The sequence below is a fragment of the Myxosarcina sp. GI1(2024) genome (assembly GCF_053543375.1).
On sequence record NZ_JBKGTY010000001.1, the window covers coordinates 60,922 to 85,894 of the forward strand.

Consider the following 24,973-nt stretch of genomic DNA (forward strand, 5'->3'; position numbering starts at 1 on the left):
GTAGATAATAATAGAAGACTAAAGTAAATTTTAGGCGATATTTTCTTCTTCTTCCAGCTCGGCTTTAGGTAACTGGAGCACATAACGATAACCAGATTCTAGCGAACCTTGAACGATTACTTGACCTTCGTGAAGTTCGATTAAATGACAACAGAGCAAAAGTCCCAAAATATCACGAGGAATTTTTTCGCTATCGTGAGACAATTCTTCTCCACTATTAATAGCAGTCATCAAAGCTGAAGAGGTAAGTAACTTGTTACCCAATAAAACCTGGCTCGTACTAGAATTAAAGCTATTTTCTATATTGGCTTCATTAATAGCTAAAGCTTTAGAAACTGACTGAGAATATAGTTCTATGGGAGCAAAACCTTCCCCTAACCAAGGATGAGACATCCAAACTGCGATATTTAGAGTTTGATTGCGACGAGAAATATGAATTTTTGTTTCTCCACCGACCTCAGACATTTCCAGAACACCATTGATTAAATAATAAAGAGCCTGTCTGACTTTGTCTTTATCTAAATGCCAAATGCGATTTCCCGGTTCTACAGATAGACGTAGGGCTTGCTGGTACTGTTTGGCTTTATCACTTAGGCTATTAATGACTTGCTGACAGAGCATTTCAATATCGACAGAAGTAGCATTAATCCCCAACTCTCGATCGTTCAGAACTCCTAAACTAACGATTTCATCGACTAAAGAAATTAAATTTTGACCGCTATCGTGGATAATTTGCAAATATTCTCTTTGCTTGAGAGTCAAAGAACCATATACTTCTCTACACAGAACGCTTGCCATACCGATTACAGAAGTTAAAGGTGTTCTTAATTCTTGTGTAAGCTGTGCTAAAAGTTTTACTTTAATTGGATAGGAAATAATTGTTTCTGAACTAACCGAGCTGAATTTGGCGATTGCTGTTGCAGCAGGCGATTTTGCTGCTTGTCGGTTATCTAAAGGCGAACTAGCATTCGAATTGGAAATTGATTTTTCTTGCCAGCAAACTACCTGATTGCGTTCGAACTCTCTCAAGCACCAGCGGGCAGTTAAACCCAAAAAATCTACCTCTTTGTCACTAAATTGTCTCGTTTGTAGATCCATCACTTCAAGACTGCCAAGACAAATACCTTCCGAGCTAATTAGAGGAACTCCTAAATAAGCTCGTATACCATAATGTTGTGTCAACAAAGACTTGACAAACACTGACTCGCTCAAGGTATCGTCAATAACCAGAGGTTGTTGACTATCAACGACATACATACTAAAAGATTCCTCGAGAGCGATTTTTCTTTGAGATGCGAGCTGATTCATTAAACCTATAGTTGATAAACCAACTGCGGATTTAAATCGCAGTTCATTTTCCACTACCAAACAAAGAATGCAAATCGGTGTTTCTAAAAAAGCTGAAGCGGTTTGAGTCGCTTCTTCAAAAACGGGGACTAACTCTGATGACAACAAACCAAGTCGATTGATAATTTTCAATCTCTTCTGTTCTCTGGCAATGGGAGTTAGATCATCCAAACGGCAAAAAAGTCTGTTTCTTGGTTTGGTCATATTGTTGACTCTCAACCCTAAATCTACTGCTTGCACTGGTGTCACTAAATTTTAATAATCGGTGTAGTTGTATACGACTTTAGAGAAGGCATTTAAGGGTAAAATTTCATGAGAAAATTTTCTTTATTAAAAAATATTACTAATGCCTTCCTTAGTTTTCTATTTCTAAAGTTCCCGAAAAACTTTTCAAACGAACATTTTAAGCAGAGATTATTGGAACTAATAAAGATTAAGCACCAAAAAAGTTCTTCAATTTAGGATTTTGCTGGAGATAACAAGTTTTTTTCCGTAATTTTATCTAAATACTTGGCGTTTATCTATCGCTTTAGTTGGGCGTTGAGGCTTGAGTCCAAACTGGATGGGAAAATATTGAGGCAATAACTCTAACACCTCTAAGCTGGTTGGATAAGGGTAAATGCCCTTTGGGAGCAGTCAAGTTCCAGGTAAATTCTTGAGGATAGCGAGTCCAACCATTATCGGTTCTCCAACCAATTAGCTGCCACAGTCGCTCGAAATCTTTGCCAACAGACAGCCAAATTTGCCTTTGTACGGAAAAGCCAAACTTACCCTCAGAGTACAGCATCCAAAGCCGGTCAATAGTTTCTAGATCGGTGGCGGGGAAGTTATCGACTTCACTAAAATAAAGCCACTTACGTTTTTGTGCTGTTGCTCCTGCTAATTCGCAGAGCTTTTGTAAAGTTAAAGCATCGGCATTCTTAAAATCTTGTTTGGCTAGCAACTGCTGTAGACTTTGATAATCAATGTTACGCTGCGATGGTAAGGAGACAATTCCGTTAGGAAATCTCGTTTGCAAAAATTCTCTAGTTTTTGGGGTATTTGCTAGGTATAGAGCTTGATATGCTTTGACTAATGCTAGATTGGGTGATTGGTTGCGGCGAGAATCCATCCATTCCATCAGAGCTTCTAAACCCGTTTCTCCTGTAGCGACTAGCTGGGGAATGAGCTGTAGTTGTTTTTTTTCGGATTGCGATCGCAGTTGAGACTTTAGATCGTATTTGTCTTCCATATAACTTGACTTTAGCAGCGACTACACTTGCGTTTTTAGTTCTAAACGGTCACAGTAGGCGAGTCACCTTTGAATGTAAAAGTAGGAAGTGACCAATCCAGTTCGATCTTCTCTGGCAGAGCAACGGCAATTATCTCTCAACTTAGAAAGTCTAAATACCCTACCGTCGTTTTGTTAGAAAAACTCTACCATTCTACGAGGGAACTTTCACTGACTAAGTACAAACACTGAGTGTTTTTACTCAGTGCTCCTTGGCAATATTATCATGATTTGACTATCTTTACATGCTCGAGTTTCCTTCTTTTGGTTAGATGTTAAAACTTTTTTTTGTCTGCTGAGATTAAGTAAGATTTTTCAAGTTATTGTATTCTAGCTACTTTAGTTTCTCAATCGACTCAACCCTATGTACGAAAAACTCACTCCACCTACGACTGGCTCGAAGATTAGTTTTAAAGATAGAAAACCAGTCGTTCCCGACAATCCAATTATTCCCTTTATTCGCGGAGACGGTACGGGAGTAGATATTTGGCCGGCAACACAGACAGTAATCGATGCTGCGGTGCGGGCCGCCTATGGAGAAAGTCGTAAAATCGAATGGTTTAAAATTTATGCCGGAGATGAAGCTTGCGATCGCTATGGAACCTATCAATATTTACCAGAAGATACTCTAAAGGCAATAAAAGAGTATGGTATCGCTATCAAAGGTCCCCTGACAACCCCCGTTGGCGGCGGAATTCGCTCTCTTAATGTCGCTTTAAGACAAATATTTCAACTCTATGCCTGTGTTCGCCCCTGTCGATATTACAAAGGTACGCCTTCGCCGCATAAATATCCGGAAAAATTAGACATTATCGTCTATCGCGAAAATACCGAAGATATATATTTGGGAATCGAATGGAAACAAGGGAGTGAAGTTGGTAAAAAACTGATCGATTTGCTCAATCAGGAATTGATTCCTGCTACTCCAGAACACGGTAATAAACAAATTCCTCAAGATTCAGGAATTGGTATCAAACCAATTAGCAAAACTGGTTCTCAGCGTTTAGTTCGCCGTGCTATTCAACATGCCCTACAACTACCTCCAGCTAAGCAACAGGTAACTTTGGTACACAAAGGCAATATAATGAAATACACCGAAGGAGCGTTTCGTGATTGGGGCTACGAATTGGCAAAAACTGAGTTTCGTCATCAATGCGTCACTGAAAGAGAATCGTGGATTCTCAGCAATCGCGAAGCAGATCCCGAAATCACCGTAGATAACAATGCACGTAAAATCGAACCTGGATATGATTCTCTGACACCCGAAAAGCAACAAGAAATTTGTCAGGAAGTCACCACAGTACTAGATACAATTTGGCATAGTCATGGTTCCGGTCAATGGCGCGATAAAGTTATGGTCAACGATCGCATTGCTGACAGTATCTTTCAACAAATTCAGACCCGTCCTGATGAGTACTCGATACTTGCTACTATGAATTTAAATGGAGATTATCTTTCTGATGCGGCAGCTGCAATTGTCGGTGGCTTAGGTATAAGTCCTGGAGCTAACATAGGAGATGATTGTGCCATTTTTGAAGCTACTCACGGCACCGCACCCAAACACGCTGGTTTAGACCGAATTAATCCTGGTTCGGTAATTCTATCGGGGGTAATGATGCTACAGTTTATGGGCTGGCAAGAAGCAGCAGACTTGATTCAGCGGGGCATGGCAGCGGCGATTGCCAATCGTCAAGTTACTTATGACTTAGCCAGAATGATGACTCCAGAGGTGGAACGACCTCTTAAGTGTTCTGAATTCGCCAAGGCAATTACCGATAATTTTGTCTGAGGTTTCTTATAGCTTTATGACTTGGGGTAAGAGGTAGCAAAAAAATAGATTAGCACCGCTATGATGCGGTGTAATACCTTAAGCTTAACTCATAGACTGTTTATTGATTTACTGTTGACTATTCAATTAATTATTTATGAACTTATACTTAGTTTTCTTGAGTAATGTCTGCCATAACACGGCAGTATCTAATTATTAAATATCCTTTAATATAGTTTTCGATCGCGCTAAATTCATGACAGATTGTATTGACAAAGTTAGATTGGGTTTAAAGTTAGATTGGTTTTAGTCTCGAGCCTTCCTTCGAGGGACGCTTAGCTGCCCTGTCTTGCTGCCTAATCTATGTCTGCTAACAAGTTTACTCTGTTACCTAAAATGAAACAGACCAGATAAATTGACGATCTAAATTCACCAACTACCAACCCTATGTCTGATGAGTTAGAGTTAATAGGAGGACGCTACCGAGTTATTAATTGCTTGAGAAAAACAGGCTTTTGTGAAACTTATATCGCACAAGATACTCATCTTCCCGGTTATCCTCGCTGCGTAGTCAAAAAACTCCAGCCCCAATCTAATGAAGCTTTTGTGTTAGAAACTGCTAGGAGGTTATTCGGTAACGAAGCAAGCGTTCTTTATAAATTAAATAATCATCAACAGATTCCTCGACTACTGGCTCATCTAGAAGTAGACGAACAGTTTTATCTGGTACAAGAATTTATTGAGGGTAATGACCTCAGTCAAACAGAAATTATTCCTGGAAATCGCTGGAATGAATCTCAAGTCAGAAATTTTTTATTCGAAGTTTTAGAAATTTTAGACTTTGTCCACAAAAATAATGTAATTCATCGGGATATTAAACCTTCTAATTTGATTAGACGAGCTAGTGACGGCAAGATCGTACTAATTGATTTTGGAGCGGTTAAAGAAATTAGTAACATGACCTTAACTGAGGGACAGGGAAATTTGCTGACTGTAGCAATTGGAACTCCCGGTTATATGGCAAGCGAACAACAGCGGGGCGATCCTCGCTTTAACAGTGACATTTACGCTCTGGGAGTAACAGCGGTTCAGGCAATTACAGGTTTTCATCCCGATTTACTACCTCGCGATCGCGATACAGGAGAAATTAGCTGGCGAGCTCGTGCTCCTAAATGCAGTAAAGAGTTTGCCGATATTCTCGACAAGATGATTCATAATGATTTTCGTTTACGTTATCAAAATGCCAGCGAGGCGCTTGAAGATTTGCGGAGAATGGATGCGCCCCCACCCCCACCCCTATCCCCTGCACCTCCAAAACCCAACTGGACACGTTTATTACTACTGGCTTTAATTCCTCTAACTTTGGGTCTATTTATTATTACTCCTAAAATTTTGAGGACTTTAGAAGCACTCAATGAGTATAATCGGGGTAACGAGCTGATTGAGTCTGGAGAATATGAAAGGGCAATTATGGCGTTTCAAGAAGCTGTCAGAAGTCGCCCCGATCTCGCTCAAGCCTGGAAAAATATGGGCTTTGCTCAGGGGAAACTAGGCAGACATCTTGAAAAATTTTCTTCTTGTGCCAGAGCTACCAACGTAGCTCCCAATTTTGCTGAAGCTTGGAATTGCCGTGGTTTAGCTCGTTTCGATCTCCAACAATACGAGGAGGCTCTAAGAGAATACAACCAGGCGATCGCGGTAGACCCGGATTTTTACCGAGGGTGGTTTAATAAAGGTCAAGTGTTATTAAAAATGGGCAGACCTAGAGAAGCAATTGCTGCAACTCGCGAAGTGCTATCTCGTCGTCCTGAATACTTTTTAGCGTGGACGCAGATTTGCCGTGCTTTATACGAGTTACAGCAATATCAGGATGCCAAGGCACATTGTGAAGAGTCTTTGGGGCTAAATAGTAGCTATACACCAACTGTGGAACTTCTCAAACAAATTGAAGCCAAGTTATAAATATTCCTTTACTAGTAAGCATTTATCTCGAAAATTTGAGACCGCCAATGCCGAGTAAATCTAACAAACTAACTTTATACGAGAATGATTGAACTCCTCGGTCATTAGACTCAGTATTTAACCGCTCGGTCTGAAGATTTTTGTCTAAAATTGCTGTCAATACTTCATTAGCCTTATCAATTGGTCGGTCGGTCGGTGCGAGAGTGAACAACACGGTGCAACTATCATCTATACCAGTAGCACAAATTGCTGGTAAACCCCCTTGCTCGTCGCTCTTAAAGTTAATTGCCGAGAGGTCGTGTCCCTGGTTGGAGTAGTCTTCTAGCTTAGCAGAAACGCGATCGCACAGCTGTAAAGCATTGGCAGAGTCGGGTGGTAAATCTTCCTGTTTCCAATGAAAAATTTCTAAGGTGCGATCGCTGTCTGTCGCTCGAGCCATAGTAGTCGGAACGCCATTATTTATCTGACAAATAAAATTTAACTCTGACGATTGGGAAGTTTCAGCTAAGGCAGGAGTAACTCCTGTGGCTAACGTGCTAGTAGCTAATAAAATTGATAGGTGTCTAACTTTCATAATATCTAAGGCTCTCGATGTAACAACCTCTTTGTGTAGTGACTATAGTCTAAGTGTATATACGGTTTAATTTTATGTCATATGCAGAGTTATAAATGTTTAAATTTTTAAATTATTCAAGAAATTTTAATTACTCTAAAAATGGTCAAGCGAGTGACAAACTTAAACTTAATATCGTCGCTTAATTTAAACTAAGTAGTTGACGGGCGAACTAATCTATGACAGACAATATTTTAGAAGTAACCAATGTTTATGCTGGTTATGTCAAAGATTTGAATATACTTCAGGGAATTAATTTTCAAGTCGCTCCTGGAGAATTAGTAGCAGTTATCGGACCGAATGGTGCGGGAAAATCTACTCTTGCTAAAGCTATTTTTGGACTAATTAAGCCCAATCGTGGCAAGATTATTTTCAAGGGAGAAGATATTACTAGTTTCAAATCAGATCTAATTGTAAAACGCGGAATGTGTTACGTTCCTCAACTATCTAATGTTTTTGCTTCACTATCGGTAGAAGAAAATTTAGAAATGGGTGCATTTATCCGTCAGGGTTCGCTTCAGTCTCTCAAAGATTCTATTTATAATATGTTTCCTCGTTTGGCTGACCGTCGCCGACAACGAGCGGGAACGCTATCGGGGGGAGAAAGACAGATGTTGGCTATGGGCAAAGCTTTGATGCTCGATCCCGATCTACTGCTTTTAGACGAACCTTCTGCGGCTCTATCGCCGATTTTAGTCAATGCCGTGTTCGAGCAAATTCAAGCCATCAATCAGACGGGAAAAGCGATAGTTTTAGTGGAGCAGAATGCTAAAAAGGCTTTATTAATGGCCGACCGGGGATATGTTTTAGAAAATGGTCGCGATCGCTTTGAAGGAACGGGAGCAAATTTACTCGACGATCCTCAAGTAAAAGCGTTGTATTTAGGTACTGGTTACAAATAATAACATCCGCATTAATAAAACTTTATGTAGTTTTGTAACTTTACTGAAAAAGAGCCGATCTTTCCCCTGTATTATAGATTATGGCTCAGAGATAAGAGCTATTTATAGATATAGATTCGGTTGGGCAAGTTTATAGGAGAAAAAATGGATTTTATAACTAACCTTTTTAGTCCCTTTGGCGGTATTGATTTTAATTTAATTTTCCAGCTTCTGTGTGTCGCTTTAATTATGCTTTCAGGTCCAATAGTTATCTTTTTACTGGCAGTGCGAGGCGGCGATTTGTAAATTCGGGTAAAAAGCATACCTGAGCGGAGGAGAATGAAAAACCAAGGAAAGGGGAAAAGTAAAGTGTTGGTGAGAGTTCATTATCTTGAGACATACCTTTAACCCTTTTCCTTTATCACTCTTTCTCAAGACCTAGAGCCTAAGTCATTTTAATCTTAGTCAATAAACTGCGAGTGCGCCGAGTAATTTCTCGCCAATTTCCCTCGGCAACAGCGGTAGGAAAAAAGAGATCGCTAGATAGTCCAACAGCGATCGCCCCAGCATCTAACATCCCTTGAGCATTATTTAGAGTTACTCCTCCCGTAGGAATAAAATCGATCTGACTTAAGGGCGAGCGTAAGGTTTTGAGATAGGTAGCTCCCCCCATAGCCTGAATCGGAAAAATTTTAACCGTGGTTGCCCCTGCCTGCCAGGCAGTAACGATTTCGGTTGGAGTGAGCACTCCAGGTACTAAAGGTGTGTAATGCTGGTATACTGCAGTTTCTAATAAGGGAGGGCTAAAGTGAGGACAAAAAATAAACTGCGCTCCAGCCGCGATCGCCTCTTCTAATTGCTCTAAATTTAAAATCGTACCGACACCTATAGTACAATCGGGTAGCTGCGATCTTAGCTGAGAGACTAGTTTTGCGGGTTGAACACTATTCCAAGTAACTTCAATTAATCTGATTCCTCCATCAGCAACGGCTTTTGCCATCGCCACACCGATTTTAACTTGTGGGGCACGAATTACGGCGATTACTCTATGTTGTAATAGTAATTGTTGCCAAGTTTTTACCAGAGCTAGATGATGGGATTTCAATTCTTATCTTCCTGTTAAGATCTCGTACGAGTGAGGCTAGAAGAACAGCTATTTCATTTGGAAAATCATAACTTCAAATTCCAATTCCTAACTTCGAACCTGGGTTAGGTTAGAGAAGCAATCTCTCGCTTATAGGCTCCTTGATTTAAACCGTCTCCCACTTGGGCAGTTGCGGGATCGATTTGTTGCTGTAAAGCGTCGATCCGTTCGCTAGTACCAGGATGAGTGCTTAAAAAACTGGGAACAGAACCTCCTTGCCGTAGAAGTTTTTCCATAAAGCTAATCATCCCTGCAGGAGCATAGTTGGCTTTGCGGAGGTTTTCTAGACCCAGGCGATCGGCTTCTAACTCATCAGAACGGCTATTAGGTCTGCTTACGGCTAATTCTACTCCAATTTGAACCGCTTGAGAGCGGTCTAATCCTGCTGCTGAAAGTAAACCTTGGGAAACTGCTCTTTGGCGCATTTGTTCGACAGCGTGGCGACCAACTATATGACCGATTTCATGTGCAACAACGCTAGCTAGTTCGGCTTCATTATCTGCAGCTAAGATCAACCCCGTATTGATATAAACAAAGCCACCCATAGTTGCAAAAGCATTAATATTTTCATCATCTACTACTTGGAAAGTGTAGGGAATATCAGGACGTTGGTTAGTTTTTGCCAATCTCTGACCGATTTGTTCGAGATAATTATTTATCGCACGATCGCGGTAGAGTTTTGCTTGACCAGAATCAATTAACTGTTGGTTAATTTCTTTGCCGATAGCTACTTCTTGTTTATCGGAGATATTCGATAATTGAATTACCTGTACACCTCGTATTAGCAGTTCTACCCAAGAAACAGCATAGCTCGCTCTAATATCAGTTAAAACAATGCTGAGAGTAATTATTAAAGATAAACCACCATATAACCAACGTCGTCGATAACGTCTCGAAAAAAAAGAAAATTGCTCTAACATGTTTGCCAACAATTACAATTAGATAATATTTTTATTACTATTATCAGACGCTAGCAAATCACATCGAGTTGCATTTTCTAAAACTTTCTCTTCTAGTACTTATGCACTTGGTCTCTATAATGACAAAGGTAGACTTAGACCTATAAAAATAACGGGACTTAAACAATTAATACCGTCTTAATACTCCGAGAGTGAGATAAGCGTTCCCCGAGCAGAGATCGCTCATAATAAATCACAGAAAACGATCGGCAGACATAGACGAGAAATCCGCTTAATAAAAATGGTGGTCGCCTGACAGTTAAAGAAGTCTACCAACGAACGCTCACCGAATGTGACTGTCAAATTGAGGAATCGACTTAGACATTTTAGACTTCTCTACGTTCAAGAATCTCGACTTTAAAACACTTAAAAGTAATTCAATCCCTGTATTTTGGTAAAAATTAGATTTCTCAAATAAAGTATCTCGATGCTTTCAAGCGATCGCATCATCAGAAAATACCCTTTGAACAGAATAAAAGAAAACTAATTACTACAAAATTAGAAGAAAAAGTACAAGAACTTTGTCAACCAAGTATAAAAATTTATCAAGCTATACGAGAACAAATTGAGAAATAATTTATCTAATTTATAAAATAATAATTAAAATTTTTAAAAGGACTGAGACGAATTAGGAATGATAATACTTTTGAGATTTAATACCGATCCCTCAAGATAGCAAGCGCTAGATAAAAACTAGCGATGGACTTACTATCTATCGGTTCGCCAGCTAAAATTGCTGCTTCTAATTCTTCCCCGCTCATCAACACTACTTCGATATCCTCGTCTTCATCTTGTTGTGGCGGTTGGGCTAACTTTTCCAAATCTCTTGCCAAAAAAACATAAATATATTCATCGGAGTAACCAGGAGCGAGGGGAAATTTACTGAGAGATTCCCATCTATGAGCGCGATAGCCAGTTTCTTCTTCAATCTCGCGCTTAATTGTTTCGGCAGGATTTTCATCTGGTTCGACAGTACCGGCAGGAAACTCTAACAATCTTCCATTAACAGTAAAGCGATATTGTCTGACTAGCACGAACTTACCTGCTGAGGTAACGGGTACGGCTAAAGCTCCTCCGGGATGGCGAATACATTCCCAGTCCCCCTCAATGCCGTTAGGTAACCGCAATTTGATGACTTCATAGTCAAATTTACGACCTTGATAATATAGTTTTCGTTGTAAAATTTCTGAGGGTTCGTTGCCTGCTGACATGATAAATTTGGTGAAAATTCCAATATACTAGGATATCATCAGCTAACTTGTCGGTATTTTTCAACTCCCGAAGCGTCTACTAACTTAACCAGTTGTGCGATCGCTCGTTGAGAAACTGGTTCGATCCAATCTGGGGCAATTTCGGCTAGAGGTATCAAGACAAATGCTCTATCTTTCATTCTTGGATGGGGAATCGTGAGCTGGGGAAGATTTAAAATTAAATTGTCGTATAAAAGTAAATCCAAATCTAAAGTTCTGGCTCCCCACCTTTCGCTTCTAACTCTACCGAACTGGAGTTCGATCGCCTGAAGGATAGCTAATAATTCTTCTGGAGTTTGTTCTACCTGCAACAGCGCACAACCATTTAAATAGTCTGGTTGAGCGGTAGGAGTTCCCACTGGTTTGGTTTGGTACCAGCTAGAAGTAGCTTCTAAATCTATGCCGGGAGTTTCATTTAATAACGCCAGCGAACTATTTAAAGTATTTAAGGAATCGCCTAAATTACTTCCTAAAGCGATCGCGCATTTAACCATTATCGATCGTCTGTATATTTTACAGAACTCTGCTCCATTATTTATTTTACGTTCGATTATCTACAGCAAAAGTCTCAACAGTAAAGAACCGACTCCGCCTACAAATTTGCCAAAGTTAGTGGCTCCCCGTTCGCGCTCGCTGGCATTCTGTTCTGCCTGACGGATAAAGTCCATTTTTCGCTGAAAATTCTGGACTGTTCGATAACCGAGTTCGTGTTCTTGTGCTTCAAAGAGCTTGGCAGCGATTTTGGCATTTTCTCTTGCCGCAGTTTCGTTATCAAATTGATATTGAATCAATCCCAAACCGAGATAGGCAGGAGCAAATTCGGGATCGAGAGTAATGGCTTTCTGGTAATGGGCGATCGCCGCTTCATAATTACCCAGTTCGGCTTCTCTAACTCCCCACCGATGAAACTGTTCTGGAGTAGCTGCGGTTGCTGCCAAACCTTTAGCACTATCTAAATAAGCCGTATTGAGATCGACACCAGTTAAGTTAGTCTGGGTTAAATAAGCGTGTCTAAGATCGGTTCCCACCAAATTCGCCCCAGTTAAATTAGCTCCCGTTAAATTAGCTCCATTGAGGGAAGCACCAGTTAGATTCGCGCCGCTTAGATCTGCACCGATTAAATTAGCTTGACTGAGATTAGCTCTGACTAAATTTGCCCCTTGCAACTGCGCTCCTGCCAAGTTTGCCATGACCAAACCAGAGCTACTGAGATCGCATTGAGGGCATTCTTTAGTGCTTAGTAGTTGATTGAGATGGCTGAGATTTTCTGCTTGGGTAGGAAGAGATAGAGCGGCAGTAAATAATGCCGCGATCGCAGTTCTAATAGATAATTTCATGGGCTTTACTTCATCAGAGCGCAAAGACCCCGCTATCTTAACCTCTCTAGCAGTTAGTGACCAGTAATCACCGAATAACGATTACTCAAAGCCGCTCTATCATGCTTATTCTAGTTCGGGAGCGAATTCGCTCGGAAAATATTCGGCACTGATGCAGGTTTCCATTGCCTCAATTCCAGACAAATCAGGAATGGAGCCTTGTAAGCCAAGAGTGCAGTCTGCATAGCGATTTGGTAGTAAAGAGCGACGGCAATTATTGAGGGCAATAATTGGTTCGGTATCTGCCAAACTAGTATTGATGTCGACAACGCAACTAGCTAACTCTTCTGGCCTGCGAACCCGATAGCAGGCTAAAAGAGCCTCTTCTGAGGCAACTTCAGTATTATTTTGAATATTAGTAACGCAAGCAGATAGCTCTTCTGGATCTAAACTATCGGCACAGGCGATCGCCGCAGCTTCTCCCGAAATGCCGCTATTAATCAGACCACTGGCGCAGTCACTAAAATCATCTCTGGAGGCTTCATAAGCTTGTGCTGTTGCTCTAGAGGGAGAAAACGCTAAAAATAAAATTGCTGGTAGAGAAACTAAAGTAGTCCCACGAATAATAGTGTTTACCGGGTTTTTCATCGTAGTTAACCATAAATTCTAGTTACACCTATTATTAAACGAGGAGTTAGCGAAAATGGCTAGTATTTAGATAAAATCGGGTAATACCAATTTGAAAAAATAATCTCACCAACTTGGCGATCGCAATTTGCTCACAGCTTCATTGCTAAAGTCACACCATCGGCAATAGGAAGCATACTTATTTTGACTCGCCAGTCTTGATGTAGCAGTTGATTGAATTCTCTGATGGCAATAGTTCGCTTGTCGGTGGCTTCAGGACTCGCGACACTTCCCGACCATAGTACATTATCGATCGCCATTAAACCACCAGGACGAATTAACTGCAAACACCGTTCGTAATAATTAGGGTAATTTCTCTTGTCGGCATCGATGAAAGCAAAGTCAAAACTGTTGGTTTGTCCTGCTTGAATTAGTTTATCGAGTGTATCTAAAGCTGGTGCTAGTCGCAGGTCGATTTTATCGCTGACTCCTGCCGCTTGCCAATATTTACGCGCGATCGCAGTATAATTTTCGTCGATGTCGCAAGCAACTATTTTTCCGTCATCTGGTAAAGCCAAAGCTACTGCTAGAGAACTATAGCCAGTAAATACGCCAATTTCTAAGGTTTTTTTCGCCCCAATTAACTGTACTAGCAAACTAAAAAACTGTCCCTGATCGGGAGAGATTTGCATCACGTTCATTGGCAGCTTAGCTGTTTCTTGGCGCAATTCCCAAAGAATTTCTGGTTCCCGTAACGATACTGACACCAGATACCGGTATAGTTGGCTATCTAGTCCTAAAGTTGTTTTACCCATAAGTTAACTAATAGTTGCTTACCCCGTGTAACTCGGTTTAATACCATAATTGCGATAGTGCCAATATTCTTTAATTACGCGATCGTGATCGAAACATAGTTGAGTCGGTACTTCCCACTGCTGAAAGATACCGAGGTTTTTGGCATCGTCTGCGGCTTCAGGATTTCCCGTCGCGGTGGCAATAAAAACGATTGACAAAGTGTGTTGACGTGGATCGCGCTCGGGATCGGAATAAACTCGAAGCTGTTCGATTAATTCTACTGCTAATCCGACTTCTTCCTTTGCTTCTCGAGTAGCGGCAGTTTCGGCTGACTCACCATAGTCGATAAATCCCCCAGGAATTGCCCAACCATGAGGAGGATTGAGTCTTTCAATTAAGACAATAGGTCTGAAGGCGCGATCGATTAGTTCGATAATGATATCTACAGTCGGTGCGGGATTGCGAGGAGTCATTTTGATTGGCAACTATCAATAGATGATAGCTAATGAGATCTAAAAATTTTGACTATGCAACTTTACCATGCTTTGCTTCGTCTTGAAATCTATAAAATTGGTGATTAAATCGATATCAAATGGGGAAATATTTAGCTAATAAGCTATTAAAGACAACCGAACAAAATTTACTCTCTAGGAAAGCAGAGATCTTGCACGGCGAACTCTTCAAGCCAATTGCACCTCGTTTATTGGTTGCCCTCTTAACTTTTATTACTATCCATAGTTCGCCAGTTTTTAATCCACCACATCCTTTATTTAAATCACTATCTTTAGGGGATAATTTAGCCGTTGCCGGTAACGAACTCAATAACGTAGATCTGATTACCTTACCTACGCCACCTTTCGAACGAGAGCCTCCTGGTAAGGTTGAAACTCAATATACTCCCGTAAATCTCAATGTTTTATCAGTAACTGGTAATAATATTACCGACGATCACGCTTGGTTTGCTAATAATAATTTATCTTTGCCGACCTACGAAATACCAAATCTGAGTCGAGATCTAGCTATTAATTTGCCAGATCGCATTCCTCAAACTTTTAATGACAGTATTTTAGTTAAGGTCATCCGCTATCCCCATAAAGAATATTTAATTTATGGTAATAATTACGGCGATGGCAAATATTTATTTATTTACGATTTAGAAAACCAGAAGTTTACCTCGGGTTACGACTTCAGTAATTATCTCTCGCCACCCGATTACTCAACAGCCAATGGCGATTTTACCGACCAAAGTTTGACTTGGGTAGTACTAGAAGATAACGTTCTCTATGTTTCTAACCGCCATCGTACTTATGCCGAATCTTCTCAGGGAATGAATGGCTATTTAACGGCGATCGATCTCGATACCAACCAAATACTCTGGCGCAGCAAACCTCTAGTATGTAATACTGAAAACTTCGTAATTATCAATCGCGTTATTGTCTGCGGTTATGGCTTTACTGCCGAACCAGATTATCTTTACTCGATCGATAAAGAAAATGGCGAAATTTTGCAGCAAATCAATCTCAAAACCGCACCAAACTATATCATTCCCAAAGATGATATACTATTGGTCCGTACTTACGACACTAACTACGTTTTTGAAATTATACAGCAGTACTAGACTCAAGTAACTCGTCGCGAGCCCGTAAACGCTCTAAAACTTGCTTCTCGTAGGAGTAAAGTTACGCAACCGAGTTTTCTCTTACGGGTTCGACGTTTGACAGCGATTTTCAGTTAAATAGAACTTAACTAATAACCTTATTGCTTCTACTGCTTTCTGCCTAACACCAAGATGCGATCTACACAATAAAAAACTGCCGTAATTTTTTGCCGATCGCTTAAATTTCTCAACCCACATCACCCAGATAACAGTAAGCTTTATAGATGGTGTAAGTAAAAAAAGATATATGGCAAGGATCAACGATAATTATCTCAAACTCAAAGCAGGTTACTTATTTCCCGAAATTGCCAGAAGAGTTAATGAATTTGCGAAAAATAATCCCAACGCCTCAATTATCAAACTAGGTATTGGCGATGTCACCGAACCTTTACCTCAAGCTTGTCGCGAGGCGATGATTGCAGCTACTCACGAAATGGGCGATCGCAGTACTTTTAAAGGCTATGGTCCGGAACAAGGTTATTTGTGGTTGAGAGATAAAATTGCCCAACATGATTTTCAAGCGAGGGGATGTGAGATAAATCCGGCAGAAATCTTTATCTCTGACGGTTCTAAATGTGATTGCGGCAATATTCTCGATATTTTCGGCAAGGATAATAAAATCGCCGTCACCGATCCCGTATATCCGGTGTATGTAGATACTAACGTGATGGCGGGACATACGGGAGAAGCTAACGGTAAGGGCGAGTACGAAGGTTTAGTTTATCTTCCCATTACTGCTGACAATAACTTTACGGCAGAAATTCCCGATCGGAAAGTAGATTTAATTTATCTTTGTTTTCCCAACAACCCTACAGGCGCGACGGCTACCAAAGAACATCTTCAAGCCTGGGTAGATTATGCTAGAGAACGGGGTTCGCTAATTTTGTTCGACGCGGCTTACGAAGCTTTCATAACCGACCCAGATCTGCCTCATTCGATATACGAAATCGAAGGTGCCAAAGATTGCGCGATCGAATTTCGGTCTTTTTCTAAGAATGCTGGATTTACTGGCACTCGCTGTGCTTTTACCGTAGTTCCTACCGAACTAACTGGTAAAGCTAGTGATGGTTCTGAGGTTAAACTATGGCAACTGTGGAATCGTCGTCAGTCTACTAAGTTCAATGGCGTATCTTATATCGTCCAGCGAGGTGCAGAAGCGGTTTATTCTCAAGCAGGAAGAAAACAGATTAAAGAGTTAGTTGACTTTTATTTAGACAATGCCAGAATTATCCGCGAACGTCTAAGCGCAGCGGGAATCGAAGTTTATGGTGGAACTAACGCACCTTACGTTTGGGTAAAATCTCCCAACGGTCTTTCTAGTTGGGATTTCTTCGATAAGCTTTTATATACCTGTAATGTAGTTGGTACGCCTGGTTCTGGCTTTGGTGCGGCTGGTGAAAGTTATTTCCGCATCTCTGCTTTCAACAATCGCGAAAATGTCAATGAGGCAATGAAGCGAATAACCGAGAAATTTAAAGTTTAATCGTTTATCATTAATGGCGATCGCCAGTCTCCCTGCTAATTTGATTCCAGCGCGATCGCCTTTTTTTATCTAAAATGGCTTTAGTCATGCCAAGTCTGTTAGTTTTTTCGCAGCGAGCGATGATTTTACCGTAATGCGTAAATTATATTTTTTGTTAATTCCCTTGCTGATTATTGTCAATGGTTGTCAAACTTCAAATGAAGCTACATCAGTTGAGGTGGAGACAGAGCAAGTCAGACCTGCAAATATCGAGCGCGCAAGACCTGCAGAAGAGTTTATCGATTCTTTGGGTATTGCGACACACATCGGTTTCGCTGAATCAGTATACAATCAAAAATTCGATGAAATTATCAAACCTCGTCTCCAAGAATTAGGCATCAAACACATTAGAACCGATCTCAGCGGTCAGAAGTTCTACTTTGAACATATGAGAGAATTAGCCGAACTGGGAATCTCAGCTAATGTCGTTACTCGTCCTCAAACAGGAATGTCTCTAGAGAGTATTATGAAAAATCTCAAAAATATTGAGGATATGGTAATTTCTTTAGAAGGTCCCAACGAACAGGATGGCAGTGAGAACACTGGAAGAGGTAAAGCGATTTACCAAGGCAAATTTTATCCTCAAGGTTTAAAGTTATTTCAAAACGATCTTTATCAGGCTGTAAACTCAAATCCACAAACTAAAGATATAAAAGTAGTAGCACCATCATTTTTTACTAAAAACTTAGCCGAAGCCTATACCATGCTAGGCGAATTGAAATGCGACCTCAATAATATTCATAGTTATTCTGCGGGACGTGGCATAACAACTAGAGGATTAGACGCCAGGGGTGGTGCCTTAAATGACGCGCTCAAATTTTGTGGCGAAGATAAGCCAGTGGTGGCTACGGAAACTGGCTATCATAATGCAATCTATGTAAGAGGTAGAAATCATGATGATGAAAAGTCAGCCGGCACTGGTGTTTCTGAAGAAGCTGCAGGAAAATATATCAATCGATTATTGTTAAATTATTTCAACAGAGGCATCGAGCGTACTTACGTTTACGAACTTATAGATAAAAAGCCAGAACCATCGTTAACCGAATCCCAAGCTCATTGGGGTCTACTGCGATATGACGGTTCCCCCAAACCCGGCTTTATTGCCCTCCGTAATGCGATCGCCCTACTTAGCGAAGAAGACTCGACAGCTACAGCAGAGAGCGATAATCGACTGGGCTATACCCTATCGGGAGATACGGCTAACGTCAGCCATACTTTACTGCAAAAAAAAGACGGTAGATTTTACCTGGCACTCTGGCAAGAAGTAGATTCATACGATCGCGTAAAATTACAGGATGTTGAGATAGAACCTGTAAACCTACAGCTGGTTATAGATGAGGCTGTCAAGGAAATAAATTTTTACGATCCCTTGCAACAACGAGAAGCAATTAAACAAATTACCGAGCAGAACTCTATAGAAGTTGCAGTCAGCGATCGCCCGATCTTTTTAGAGATTGCGATCGGGGGTTAGATTTTCTATCCAGAGGCAAACTACGGTTCGCCTCTAGCCCGAGCAAGATCGGTCTCTGACTATTGGCGATAAATTACCTTAAATTTCATCCCAACCACTCACGCCGCTAGACATCACGTAGCTAGTAACCCCAGCTTCAAAGAAATTTGCCTTGGTATGACCCGCTTTTTTAGTATCGGAAAATCGTTCTAGATGCTTATAGGGACTTTTCTGATATTTTTCCTCGTTATATAACGGTGATAAACCGATCGCTCGCAGGCGTAGATTGGCTAGATACTTGGTATATTGTTCGGTACTGGCTGCGGTTATACCTAAAATGTCGTCCCCTACGATGTGATTTGTCCAGCGACATTCATGTCGTACTGCCGTATCAAACATTTTATATATTTGTTCGACTGAATGGGGAAACTGTTTCATAGCTTCGGGCAGCAGTTTTTGATAGAGTCGCACGTGGGATAGTTCATCACGATTGATCATTTTAAAAATATCCGCGCTTCCAGGCATGAGCATCCTCGAAGCTAAATTGTAAAAGAAAATAAAGCCATTATAAAAATAAATTCCTTCTAATAAATAGTCGGCAAGCAGAGAAACAAAATAATTTTCTGGAGTAGGATTATCGACATATTTCTGATACATTGTGGCGATAAATTCGCAGCGCTCTGATAATACTTTATCCGTACGCCAAAAATCATAAACCAGACTGCGGCGCTCGCTGGGAATAACTGTTTCAATAATGTATTGATAGCTTTGATTGTGCATTGCTTCCTGGGAAATTTGTTCCGCCATACACAAGCTAATTTCTGGTGCAGTAACGCAACTTTTAATATGAGGAATATTGCAAGTTTGTACTGAATCTAAAAAGGTTAAATAACTTAAAATACCATCATAGGCACGTCGTTCTTCAGGAGTTAAATTCCAGTAGTCAGTGACATCCTGGGTCAAGTCTAGCTTCTGAGGAATCCAAAAGTTTTCCCGCATCTGTTGATACAAACCAATCGCCCAAGAATAACGCACATCGTTGAGCTGCATTAGGTTGGTGGTATTGCCAAACCAGATGGAACGATTTTCAATTCTGTCATCGCCACGAGGATTAAAAATAGGATTGGCTAATATATTATTATCGGTCATAGTTTTAATTGTATTCTTTTGTTTAGGAATTAGGCACTAGGCACTAAGCACTGGGCACTAGGTTTTATATTACAATAATATTTATTAGAGCCTTAACTACCTACATAGAGCCTAAAATAAACCTTGTCAAAAATCTTAAGGTTTATCAAAAAGCCTTTACTCTCTCAATAGTTGTTTACAAATTAACTAAAACATTTCCAAAAGATGAGATATATGGCTTAACCTCTCAAATAAGACGATGTGCTGTTTCCATTCCTTCCAACATTGCAGAGGGAAATGTGCGATATAGCGATAAAGAATATGTTCGATTTTTAGCAATCGCCAGAGGCTCGGTTTTTGAGTGACAAACATAGCTTGATATAGCTCATGAACTAAACTACATAAACGATACTGAGAACGCAAAGCTCGCTAATAGCTTGTGCGATGAAGTTGGGCGTATGCTTACATCAATGATTAACAAGCTTTTCTAATGTCTAGCGCCTAGTGCCTAGTGCCTAATTAGCACAAGCCACACAAGTATCACCAGACTCTTTAAAATCGTCTTTTTGAACGGTGCGAATATAGTAAACCGCTTTACAGCCTTCTTGCCAAGCCAGAATCAAAGTGTCAAAAATATCCTTAGCTTTGATAGTTCTTTCAGGTTCTTCTGGAAAATAAACTCCCTGGTTAAGATTAAATAACAATTCCATCGAAATTCCCGTATCGATCCACTGCTGCATAGCAGCGACGGCTTTAACTACGATTTTTTGGTCTAAACTTTTGTTTTCGTGATAGTACCAGAAATGGTCTCGAATAAAAGGAGGTGCGATGGGAACGGTACCCTTTGCCCATTTATCGTAGAAGAATTTACTGTAAACTGGCAGAATGCTGGCGGTACATCCTTGGACTAGAGAAGATGAAGTATTAGGTGCGATCGCGGTAATATGAGAATTACGAATGCCGTATTGCTGGATCTTTGCGGCTAAATCTACCCAACGTTCTGGCTCTTTCGCGTTCGCCAGAAACCATTCTACGGGCTTGGCTCCGATTAACCTGCCCTTACTCCATTCACTACCTGCAAAGGCGGCATATGCCCCTCGTTCTCGAGCTAAATTCATCGAAGCTGAAGTACACTCGAAGGCAATTGTTTCAAATAAATTGCTAATTTCCGACAGGCTTTGGTAAGAAAGATGGCGTTTGGCTAACCAGTCGGCTAATCCCATACAGCCAACCCCAATGGTTCGATATTTATCATTATGTGTCTTACTAGCAGCAAAAGGAGGATTGGTTAGATCGATCGTGTTATCTAAAATTCTTACTGCTAGAGTACATACCTTGGAAATATCATTTTCCTCGACGTTGGCGAGATTGAGCGAAACTAAATTACAGCAGTGGGCTTCTACCCCTGGTTTAACATTGCTAAAGCTCTCACAGCATAGATTGACTCCTGGGATATAACCTTCGTGCTGATTGGGATTTGCCCGGTTGATTGTATCTTTAAAAGCCAGATAAGGCATTCCCGTTTCTACCTGAGAACGCATGATGTGCTTGAACAGTTCGCGAGCATCTACTTGTTTGTAGAGTGTTATCTTGTTGCCCAGTTCGGTTTCGATTAGCTTATAAGCCGCTTCAAACTCGTCGCCCCAGAGTTCTGCTAATTCGATACCCAATTTAATTCTAACTTCGTAGGGATCTACCAGCGTCCAGGTTTGTTTATCGATTACCCGACGCATAAATTCATCTAGAATTACCAATTGAGGAAAAATATCGTAGGCTTTACGGCGGCGATCGCCATTTTCTGCCTGCATCTCTAAAAATTCGGGTACGTCTAGATGCCAAACATCCACTCCCACGGTAACTGCACCAGCCCTACGCCCTCCCTGATTGACGGCTATCGCCGTGTCGTTGAGTAATTTAATCCAGGGAATAATACCACCTGAAGCATTTTCTTTTTTCATTACCCAGCTGCCAGTGGCACGGATGCGGGAAACGTTTACGCCCACGCCGCCGCCATTTTTGGAAATCCTCGCCGTATTAGTAATTTCGGCAAAAATACTTTCTAAGTTGTCGTCCATGCCCGTAATAAAGCAACTGCTAAGAGAACCGCGAGGCACTCTTAAATTCGCTAAAATCGGGGTTGCCAGGGAAATTTTCCGTGAAGCGATCGCTTCATAAAATTGCTTGGCAATACTCAGTCGATTTTCTGGTTTCTCTACGGACGCTAGCAATAGGGCACAGGTCAAATAAGCTTCTTGAGGTAACTCGTCTGGGAGTAAATAACGTTTGATCAATAAAACTGCCCCTGCTAAATCGTAATCTTTATCCCATTCAGGATTAATCCATGAACCAGCAATTGCCAGCTCTTGCTGAGAATAATTTAAAATTTTCCTGTCGTAGCGATCGGCATTAACTTGTAATCGAACCGTAGCAGGATAATTACCATATCCATACCCTCTACTAACGATGGTGTCTTTCCATAAACTCCAAATGTGCAGTCTTCCCGCCACATAACGCCAATCTGGTTCTGAAGGACTACACATAGACAAAGCGCAGTCAATTAAATTATCTTGGATTTCTCTAGTGGTGACCCCGTTACGTAAGCGAGTTGTCAATCCAGCTTCGAGGGTAATAGGATTGACCTCTTTTCCTAAGCAAGCCCATTCGGCAACAGAACGAATCTTGGTGATATCTAAAGGAGTTTGAGTGCCATCTCGCCTGACTACACGAGCGATACGAACTTCTGACGAGGAAGCCTGTTCAGAAGATCCTACCTCTTGTGTATCCTGAGAAGACTCGCTCCCTAGGAGCTTAGTAGAAGCCGACGGAGAGGGGTTCTGGTCACTAGCCGTCCATTTAACATTTTTATTAGATGTAAGTATTGAAGTGTCTCTAGAAGAAAGGGTTGGCTGCATATAATAATAATTTAAAGAAATTGCTCGGACTGGAATTATACTATAACCTAACTCGAAACAACATATATAGTGTCCGAAGATATAAAAATAGCTATAGTCACTCTATATATAGCTCAATTTTGCCGGAATAATTAAATAGAGGGCGCAATCTATCTACGGAAAATTCTCAAGTATTTCAGTCGTCAGTCAAGAAATCGAGGTATTATATGATACATCATGTTTTAGATGTATTCAGCTCGACTCAAACCCATTTCTGGCTAAAGATCGCGAAACCCCTGGCGAGACAATTTCGCTATAGTAAACTGTTGGTTTGAGTTTGCCTAAATTTATAAATTTCTTTGTAGCTAGATTTTTTGAGGCTGTTGACAGCTATGATAGTTTTGACAGAGAGAGTCTACCGTTCTACGGTCGAGTTTCCTGTAATTTTGTGAATGTTGATGGCAACTAGAAAGAATCTATTATATTTATTAAGTGAATAATCAGAGGAACGAAACCTATTTAAACCATCCAACCTTCGGACTTCTATACAGAATCTGCGCTCTTGATGAAGAACAGGAAATTTTTACTACCTTATACGCCCAACGTTTGTTTTTTATAGTAACTATTAAGGTAGATCGCTTTACCTTTGAACCAATGAGTCGTTCTGATGCTCGCTTATTAATCGAAACTCGTCTGCGTCGCTTGCGCAATACTGCACCAGAGCAACACCAAGAACTTCTGGAAATATATCAACGTACTTTCCAATAATTTCATTAATGATTGCCCAACAAATCAATCGCATTCAAGGACAAATAGGCAATCGCGTTCGCCTGGTAGCAATTACCAAACAGGTATCAGTCGAGCGAATGCGCGAAGCTTATCAAGCAGGAGTGCGAGATTTTGGGGAAAATCGCTTGCAGGAAGCTGTAGCCAAACAACAGCAACTTCAGGATTTACCGGATATTTGCTGGCATTTTATCGGTCATATTCAGAAAAATAAGGCAAAAAAAGTCTTAGAGAGTTTTGAGTGGATCCATTCAGTAGATAGTTTGGCACTAACACGAAGATTAGAGCGCTTAGCTGCAGAGTTGTCCTGCTCCCCCAAAATTTTGCTTCAGGTCAAAATTTTACCCGATCCCAATAAGTATGGCTGGCACGTACCAGAATTACTAGCAGATCTATCTGCACTCAATGAATGTCAACATTTGCAGATATTAGGTTTGATGACAATTTTGCCTTTGGGACTCTCTTCCCAACAAACACTTAACTGTTTTCAAGAGGTCAAACAACTAGCTCGAGATATCGAACGGCAAAATTGGAGTTTTTTAAAAATGCACCAGCTCTCGATGGGAATGTCTGCTGACTATCTTTTAGCGGTAAAAGCAGGAGCGACAATGATTCGTCTGGGAAGAGAAATTTTCGGCGAACGCTAAGCTCGGTTACTAACGATTAATCTCTCAATGTCGGTCAATTTAGCAGCAAGTAAAGTTTAGTAAAGTTAAAGCGCCAAACTAACGATGGAAAACTGTACAAAATAATTTTTCTAGAGTAGAATGCGATTGCCAAACCATAAAAAGATAATCTCTAACCATAGAGCGATACGATTATTTACTATTTATCTCAGCCAAATAGAAACTATTCTTATTGCTCTATAGGTGATTTGCATAATTCAATATAGGCGAACAATTCGATCGTAAATATTAAACAATTCTGGTTTTTAGCTGTTCTCCTCTTAATTGGAATTAAAAATCACTAGGAGATCTTCTACCAACCACCATTGAAGTCGTAAATATATTAGGAATTGAGCAATATGCTAGAGGCAATTAAAGAAATGTTGGGTATAGACAGCAACAGATATGAGGGGGAAGAAGAAGGATACTTCGAATATTACCCAGAACCTTCTGAAGTGGACAATTCGACTCATTCAGAGCCAGTAGCAGAAAGAGCGGAAGCCGCAACAGTGGCAGCTCATAATCGTCAACCTCCCACAGGAAAAGAAAGAAAAGTGAACAATAAAGTAATAGGAATGCCCGGGTTAGCTAATAATAATTCAGAAGTAGTCGTAATCGAACCCCACTCTTTTGAAGAAATGCCTCAAGTAATTCAAGCATTGAGAGAACGCAAATCTGTAGTACTCAACCTCAATATGATGAACCCGGAACAAGCACAAAGAGCAGTAGACTTTGTAGCTGGAGGGACTTATGCTATGGATGGACATCAAGAAAGAGTCGGAGAAAGTATCTTCTTGTTTACTCCTAGTTGCGTTAAAGTAAGTAGTCTCACGGGGGTAATTCATGAAGTTCAACAGCCCGAAACTCACGTTCGTCGTCCCACGCCCGTTGCCGAAACCTGGAGTGAGTCCAGCGCGATCGCTCAGTAAACTAGATTATTAG

Annotated in this window: 23 protein-coding genes and 1 pseudogene; 11 read left to right on the plus strand and 13 right to left on the minus strand. The window is 40.7% G+C overall.

The features are described 5' to 3' along the window. Positions 1-30: 30 nt before the first annotated feature. Positions 31-1,551, minus strand: coding sequence for a GAF domain-containing sensor histidine kinase (locus tag ACLFKQ_RS00320; protein ID WP_448999419.1), 1,521 nt, complete (start codon positions 1,549-1,551; stop codon positions 31-33). Between the two features lie 325 nt (positions 1,552-1,876). Further along, on the minus strand, positions 1,877-2,578 hold the full coding sequence (locus ACLFKQ_RS00325) for a GUN4 N-terminal ARM-like repeat domain-containing protein (RefSeq protein WP_448997956.1): 702 nt from the start codon (positions 2,576-2,578) through the stop codon (positions 1,877-1,879). Between the two features lie 403 nt (positions 2,579-2,981). Between ACLFKQ_RS00325 and ACLFKQ_RS00330 the strand changes: the two genes are divergently transcribed. Together ACLFKQ_RS00330 and ACLFKQ_RS00335 are read left to right on the plus strand one after the other, a co-directional pair. Then, positions 2,982-4,406 carry an NADP-dependent isocitrate dehydrogenase gene (locus tag ACLFKQ_RS00330; protein WP_448997957.1) on the plus strand — a complete coding sequence of 475 codons (1,425 nt, stop codon included), beginning with the start codon at positions 2,982-2,984 and terminating at the stop codon, positions 4,404-4,406. Positions 4,407-4,832: 426 nt separating this feature from the next. Further along, positions 4,833-6,347 carry a protein kinase domain-containing protein gene (locus ACLFKQ_RS00335; RefSeq protein WP_448997958.1) on the plus strand — a complete coding sequence of 505 codons (1,515 nt, stop codon included), beginning with the start codon at positions 4,833-4,835 and terminating at the stop codon, positions 6,345-6,347. Positions 6,348-6,369: 22 nt separating this feature from the next. On the opposite strand, the gene ACLFKQ_RS00340 is transcribed toward ACLFKQ_RS00335, so the two are convergent. Beyond that, entirely contained in the window at positions 6,370-6,921 is a 552-nt protein-coding gene (locus tag ACLFKQ_RS00340) for a COP23 domain-containing protein (RefSeq protein ID WP_448997959.1), read from the minus strand. A gap of 218 nt (positions 6,922-7,139) precedes the next feature. Here ACLFKQ_RS00340 and ACLFKQ_RS00345 point away from each other — a divergent pair, with 218 nt between their 5' ends. Together ACLFKQ_RS00345 and psb30 are read left to right on the plus strand one after the other, a co-directional pair. After that, the gene (locus ACLFKQ_RS00345; RefSeq protein ID WP_448997960.1) at positions 7,140-7,862 is read left to right on the plus strand and encodes an ABC transporter ATP-binding protein; all 723 of its coding nucleotides are present in this window, start codon (positions 7,140-7,142) and stop codon (positions 7,860-7,862) included. 144 nt (positions 7,863-8,006) lie between these two features. Beyond that, positions 8,007-8,147, plus strand: a complete 141-nt coding sequence (gene psb30, locus ACLFKQ_RS00350) for a photosystem II reaction center protein Ycf12/Psb30 (RefSeq protein WP_448997961.1) — start codon at positions 8,007-8,009, stop codon at positions 8,145-8,147. 139 nt (positions 8,148-8,286) lie between these two features. Here psb30 and ACLFKQ_RS00355 read toward each other — a convergent pair whose 3' ends face one another. The 8 genes from ACLFKQ_RS00355 to ACLFKQ_RS00390 all read right to left on the minus strand — a co-directional run bounded on the left by ACLFKQ_RS00355 (position 8,287) and on the right by ACLFKQ_RS00390 (position 14,405). After that, positions 8,287-8,946, minus strand: coding sequence for a bifunctional 4-hydroxy-2-oxoglutarate aldolase/2-dehydro-3-deoxy-phosphogluconate aldolase (locus tag ACLFKQ_RS00355; protein WP_448997962.1), 660 nt, complete (start codon positions 8,944-8,946; stop codon positions 8,287-8,289). A gap of 104 nt (positions 8,947-9,050) precedes the next feature. Then, positions 9,051-9,905 (minus strand): M48 family metallopeptidase, encoded by an 855-nt coding sequence (locus tag ACLFKQ_RS00360; protein ID WP_448997963.1) that lies wholly within the window; start codon positions 9,903-9,905, stop codon positions 9,051-9,053. 692 nt (positions 9,906-10,597) lie between these two features. Next, the gene (locus ACLFKQ_RS00365; protein ID WP_448997964.1) at positions 10,598-11,155 is read right to left on the minus strand and encodes an NUDIX hydrolase; all 558 of its coding nucleotides are present in this window, start codon (positions 11,153-11,155) and stop codon (positions 10,598-10,600) included. A gap of 38 nt (positions 11,156-11,193) precedes the next feature. Further along, on the minus strand, positions 11,194-11,688 hold the full coding sequence (gene folK, locus ACLFKQ_RS00370; RefSeq protein WP_448997965.1) for a 2-amino-4-hydroxy-6-hydroxymethyldihydropteridine diphosphokinase: 495 nt from the start codon (positions 11,686-11,688) through the stop codon (positions 11,194-11,196). 60 nt (positions 11,689-11,748) lie between these two features. Beyond that, entirely contained in the window at positions 11,749-12,531 is a 783-nt protein-coding gene (locus tag ACLFKQ_RS00375; protein ID WP_448997966.1) for a pentapeptide repeat-containing protein, read from the minus strand. 105 nt (positions 12,532-12,636) lie between these two features. After that, positions 12,637-13,158, minus strand: coding sequence for a hypothetical protein (locus ACLFKQ_RS00380; protein WP_448997967.1), 522 nt, complete (start codon positions 13,156-13,158; stop codon positions 12,637-12,639). Positions 13,159-13,289: 131 nt separating this feature from the next. Then, a complete protein-coding gene (locus ACLFKQ_RS00385; protein WP_448997968.1) occupies positions 13,290-13,952 on the minus strand; it encodes a class I SAM-dependent methyltransferase in 663 nt (220 codons plus the stop codon). An 18-nt stretch (positions 13,953-13,970) separates the two neighbouring features. Then, positions 13,971-14,405, minus strand: a complete 435-nt coding sequence (locus tag ACLFKQ_RS00390) for an NUDIX domain-containing protein (protein ID WP_448997969.1) — start codon at positions 14,403-14,405, stop codon at positions 13,971-13,973. Positions 14,406-14,524: 119 nt separating this feature from the next. Here ACLFKQ_RS00390 and ACLFKQ_RS00395 point away from each other — a divergent pair, with 119 nt between their 5' ends. From ACLFKQ_RS00395 to ACLFKQ_RS00405, 3 genes are all read left to right on the plus strand, one after another. Further along, on the plus strand, positions 14,525-15,550 hold the full coding sequence (locus ACLFKQ_RS00395; protein ID WP_448997970.1) for a hypothetical protein: 1,026 nt from the start codon (positions 14,525-14,527) through the stop codon (positions 15,548-15,550). Between the two features lie 286 nt (positions 15,551-15,836). Further along, positions 15,837-17,072 carry an LL-diaminopimelate aminotransferase gene (locus ACLFKQ_RS00400; RefSeq protein ID WP_448997971.1) on the plus strand — a complete coding sequence of 412 codons (1,236 nt, stop codon included), beginning with the start codon at positions 15,837-15,839 and terminating at the stop codon, positions 17,070-17,072. A gap of 133 nt (positions 17,073-17,205) precedes the next feature. After that, positions 17,206-18,582 (plus strand): hypothetical protein, encoded by a 1,377-nt coding sequence (locus ACLFKQ_RS00405; RefSeq protein ID WP_448997972.1) that lies wholly within the window; start codon positions 17,206-17,208, stop codon positions 18,580-18,582. A 78-nt stretch (positions 18,583-18,660) separates the two neighbouring features. Here the strand turns inward: ACLFKQ_RS00405 and ACLFKQ_RS00410 are convergent, their stop codons facing one another. Beyond that, entirely contained in the window at positions 18,661-19,710 is a 1,050-nt protein-coding gene (locus tag ACLFKQ_RS00410) for a ribonucleotide-diphosphate reductase subunit beta (RefSeq protein ID WP_448997973.1), read from the minus strand. 116 nt (positions 19,711-19,826) lie between these two features. Here ACLFKQ_RS00410 and ACLFKQ_RS00415 point away from each other — a divergent pair, with 116 nt between their 5' ends. Further along, the gene (locus ACLFKQ_RS00415) at positions 19,827-20,054 is read left to right on the plus strand and encodes a four helix bundle protein (protein WP_448999420.1); all 228 of its coding nucleotides are present in this window, start codon (positions 19,827-19,829) and stop codon (positions 20,052-20,054) included. Between the two features lie 150 nt (positions 20,055-20,204). On the opposite strand, the pseudogene ACLFKQ_RS00420 reads toward ACLFKQ_RS00415, so the two are convergent. Beyond that, positions 20,205-22,415 (minus strand): annotated as a pseudogene (locus tag ACLFKQ_RS00420) (ribonucleoside-diphosphate reductase subunit alpha); the annotation flags it as partial. A gap of 657 nt (positions 22,416-23,072) precedes the next feature. Here ACLFKQ_RS00420 and pipX point away from each other — a divergent pair. The 3 genes from pipX (at position 23,073) to ACLFKQ_RS00435 (ending at position 24,960) form a co-directional block, all read left to right on the plus strand. Continuing rightward, positions 23,073-23,348 (plus strand): transcriptional coactivator PipX, encoded by a 276-nt coding sequence (gene pipX, locus ACLFKQ_RS00425; RefSeq protein WP_448997974.1) that lies wholly within the window; start codon positions 23,073-23,075, stop codon positions 23,346-23,348. 8 nt (positions 23,349-23,356) lie between these two features. Continuing rightward, on the plus strand, positions 23,357-24,013 hold the full coding sequence (locus ACLFKQ_RS00430) for a YggS family pyridoxal phosphate-dependent enzyme (protein ID WP_448997975.1): 657 nt from the start codon (positions 23,357-23,359) through the stop codon (positions 24,011-24,013). A gap of 368 nt (positions 24,014-24,381) precedes the next feature. Further along, positions 24,382-24,960, plus strand: a complete 579-nt coding sequence (locus ACLFKQ_RS00435) for a cell division protein SepF (RefSeq protein WP_448997976.1) — start codon at positions 24,382-24,384, stop codon at positions 24,958-24,960. Positions 24,961-24,973 lie beyond the last annotated feature (13 nt).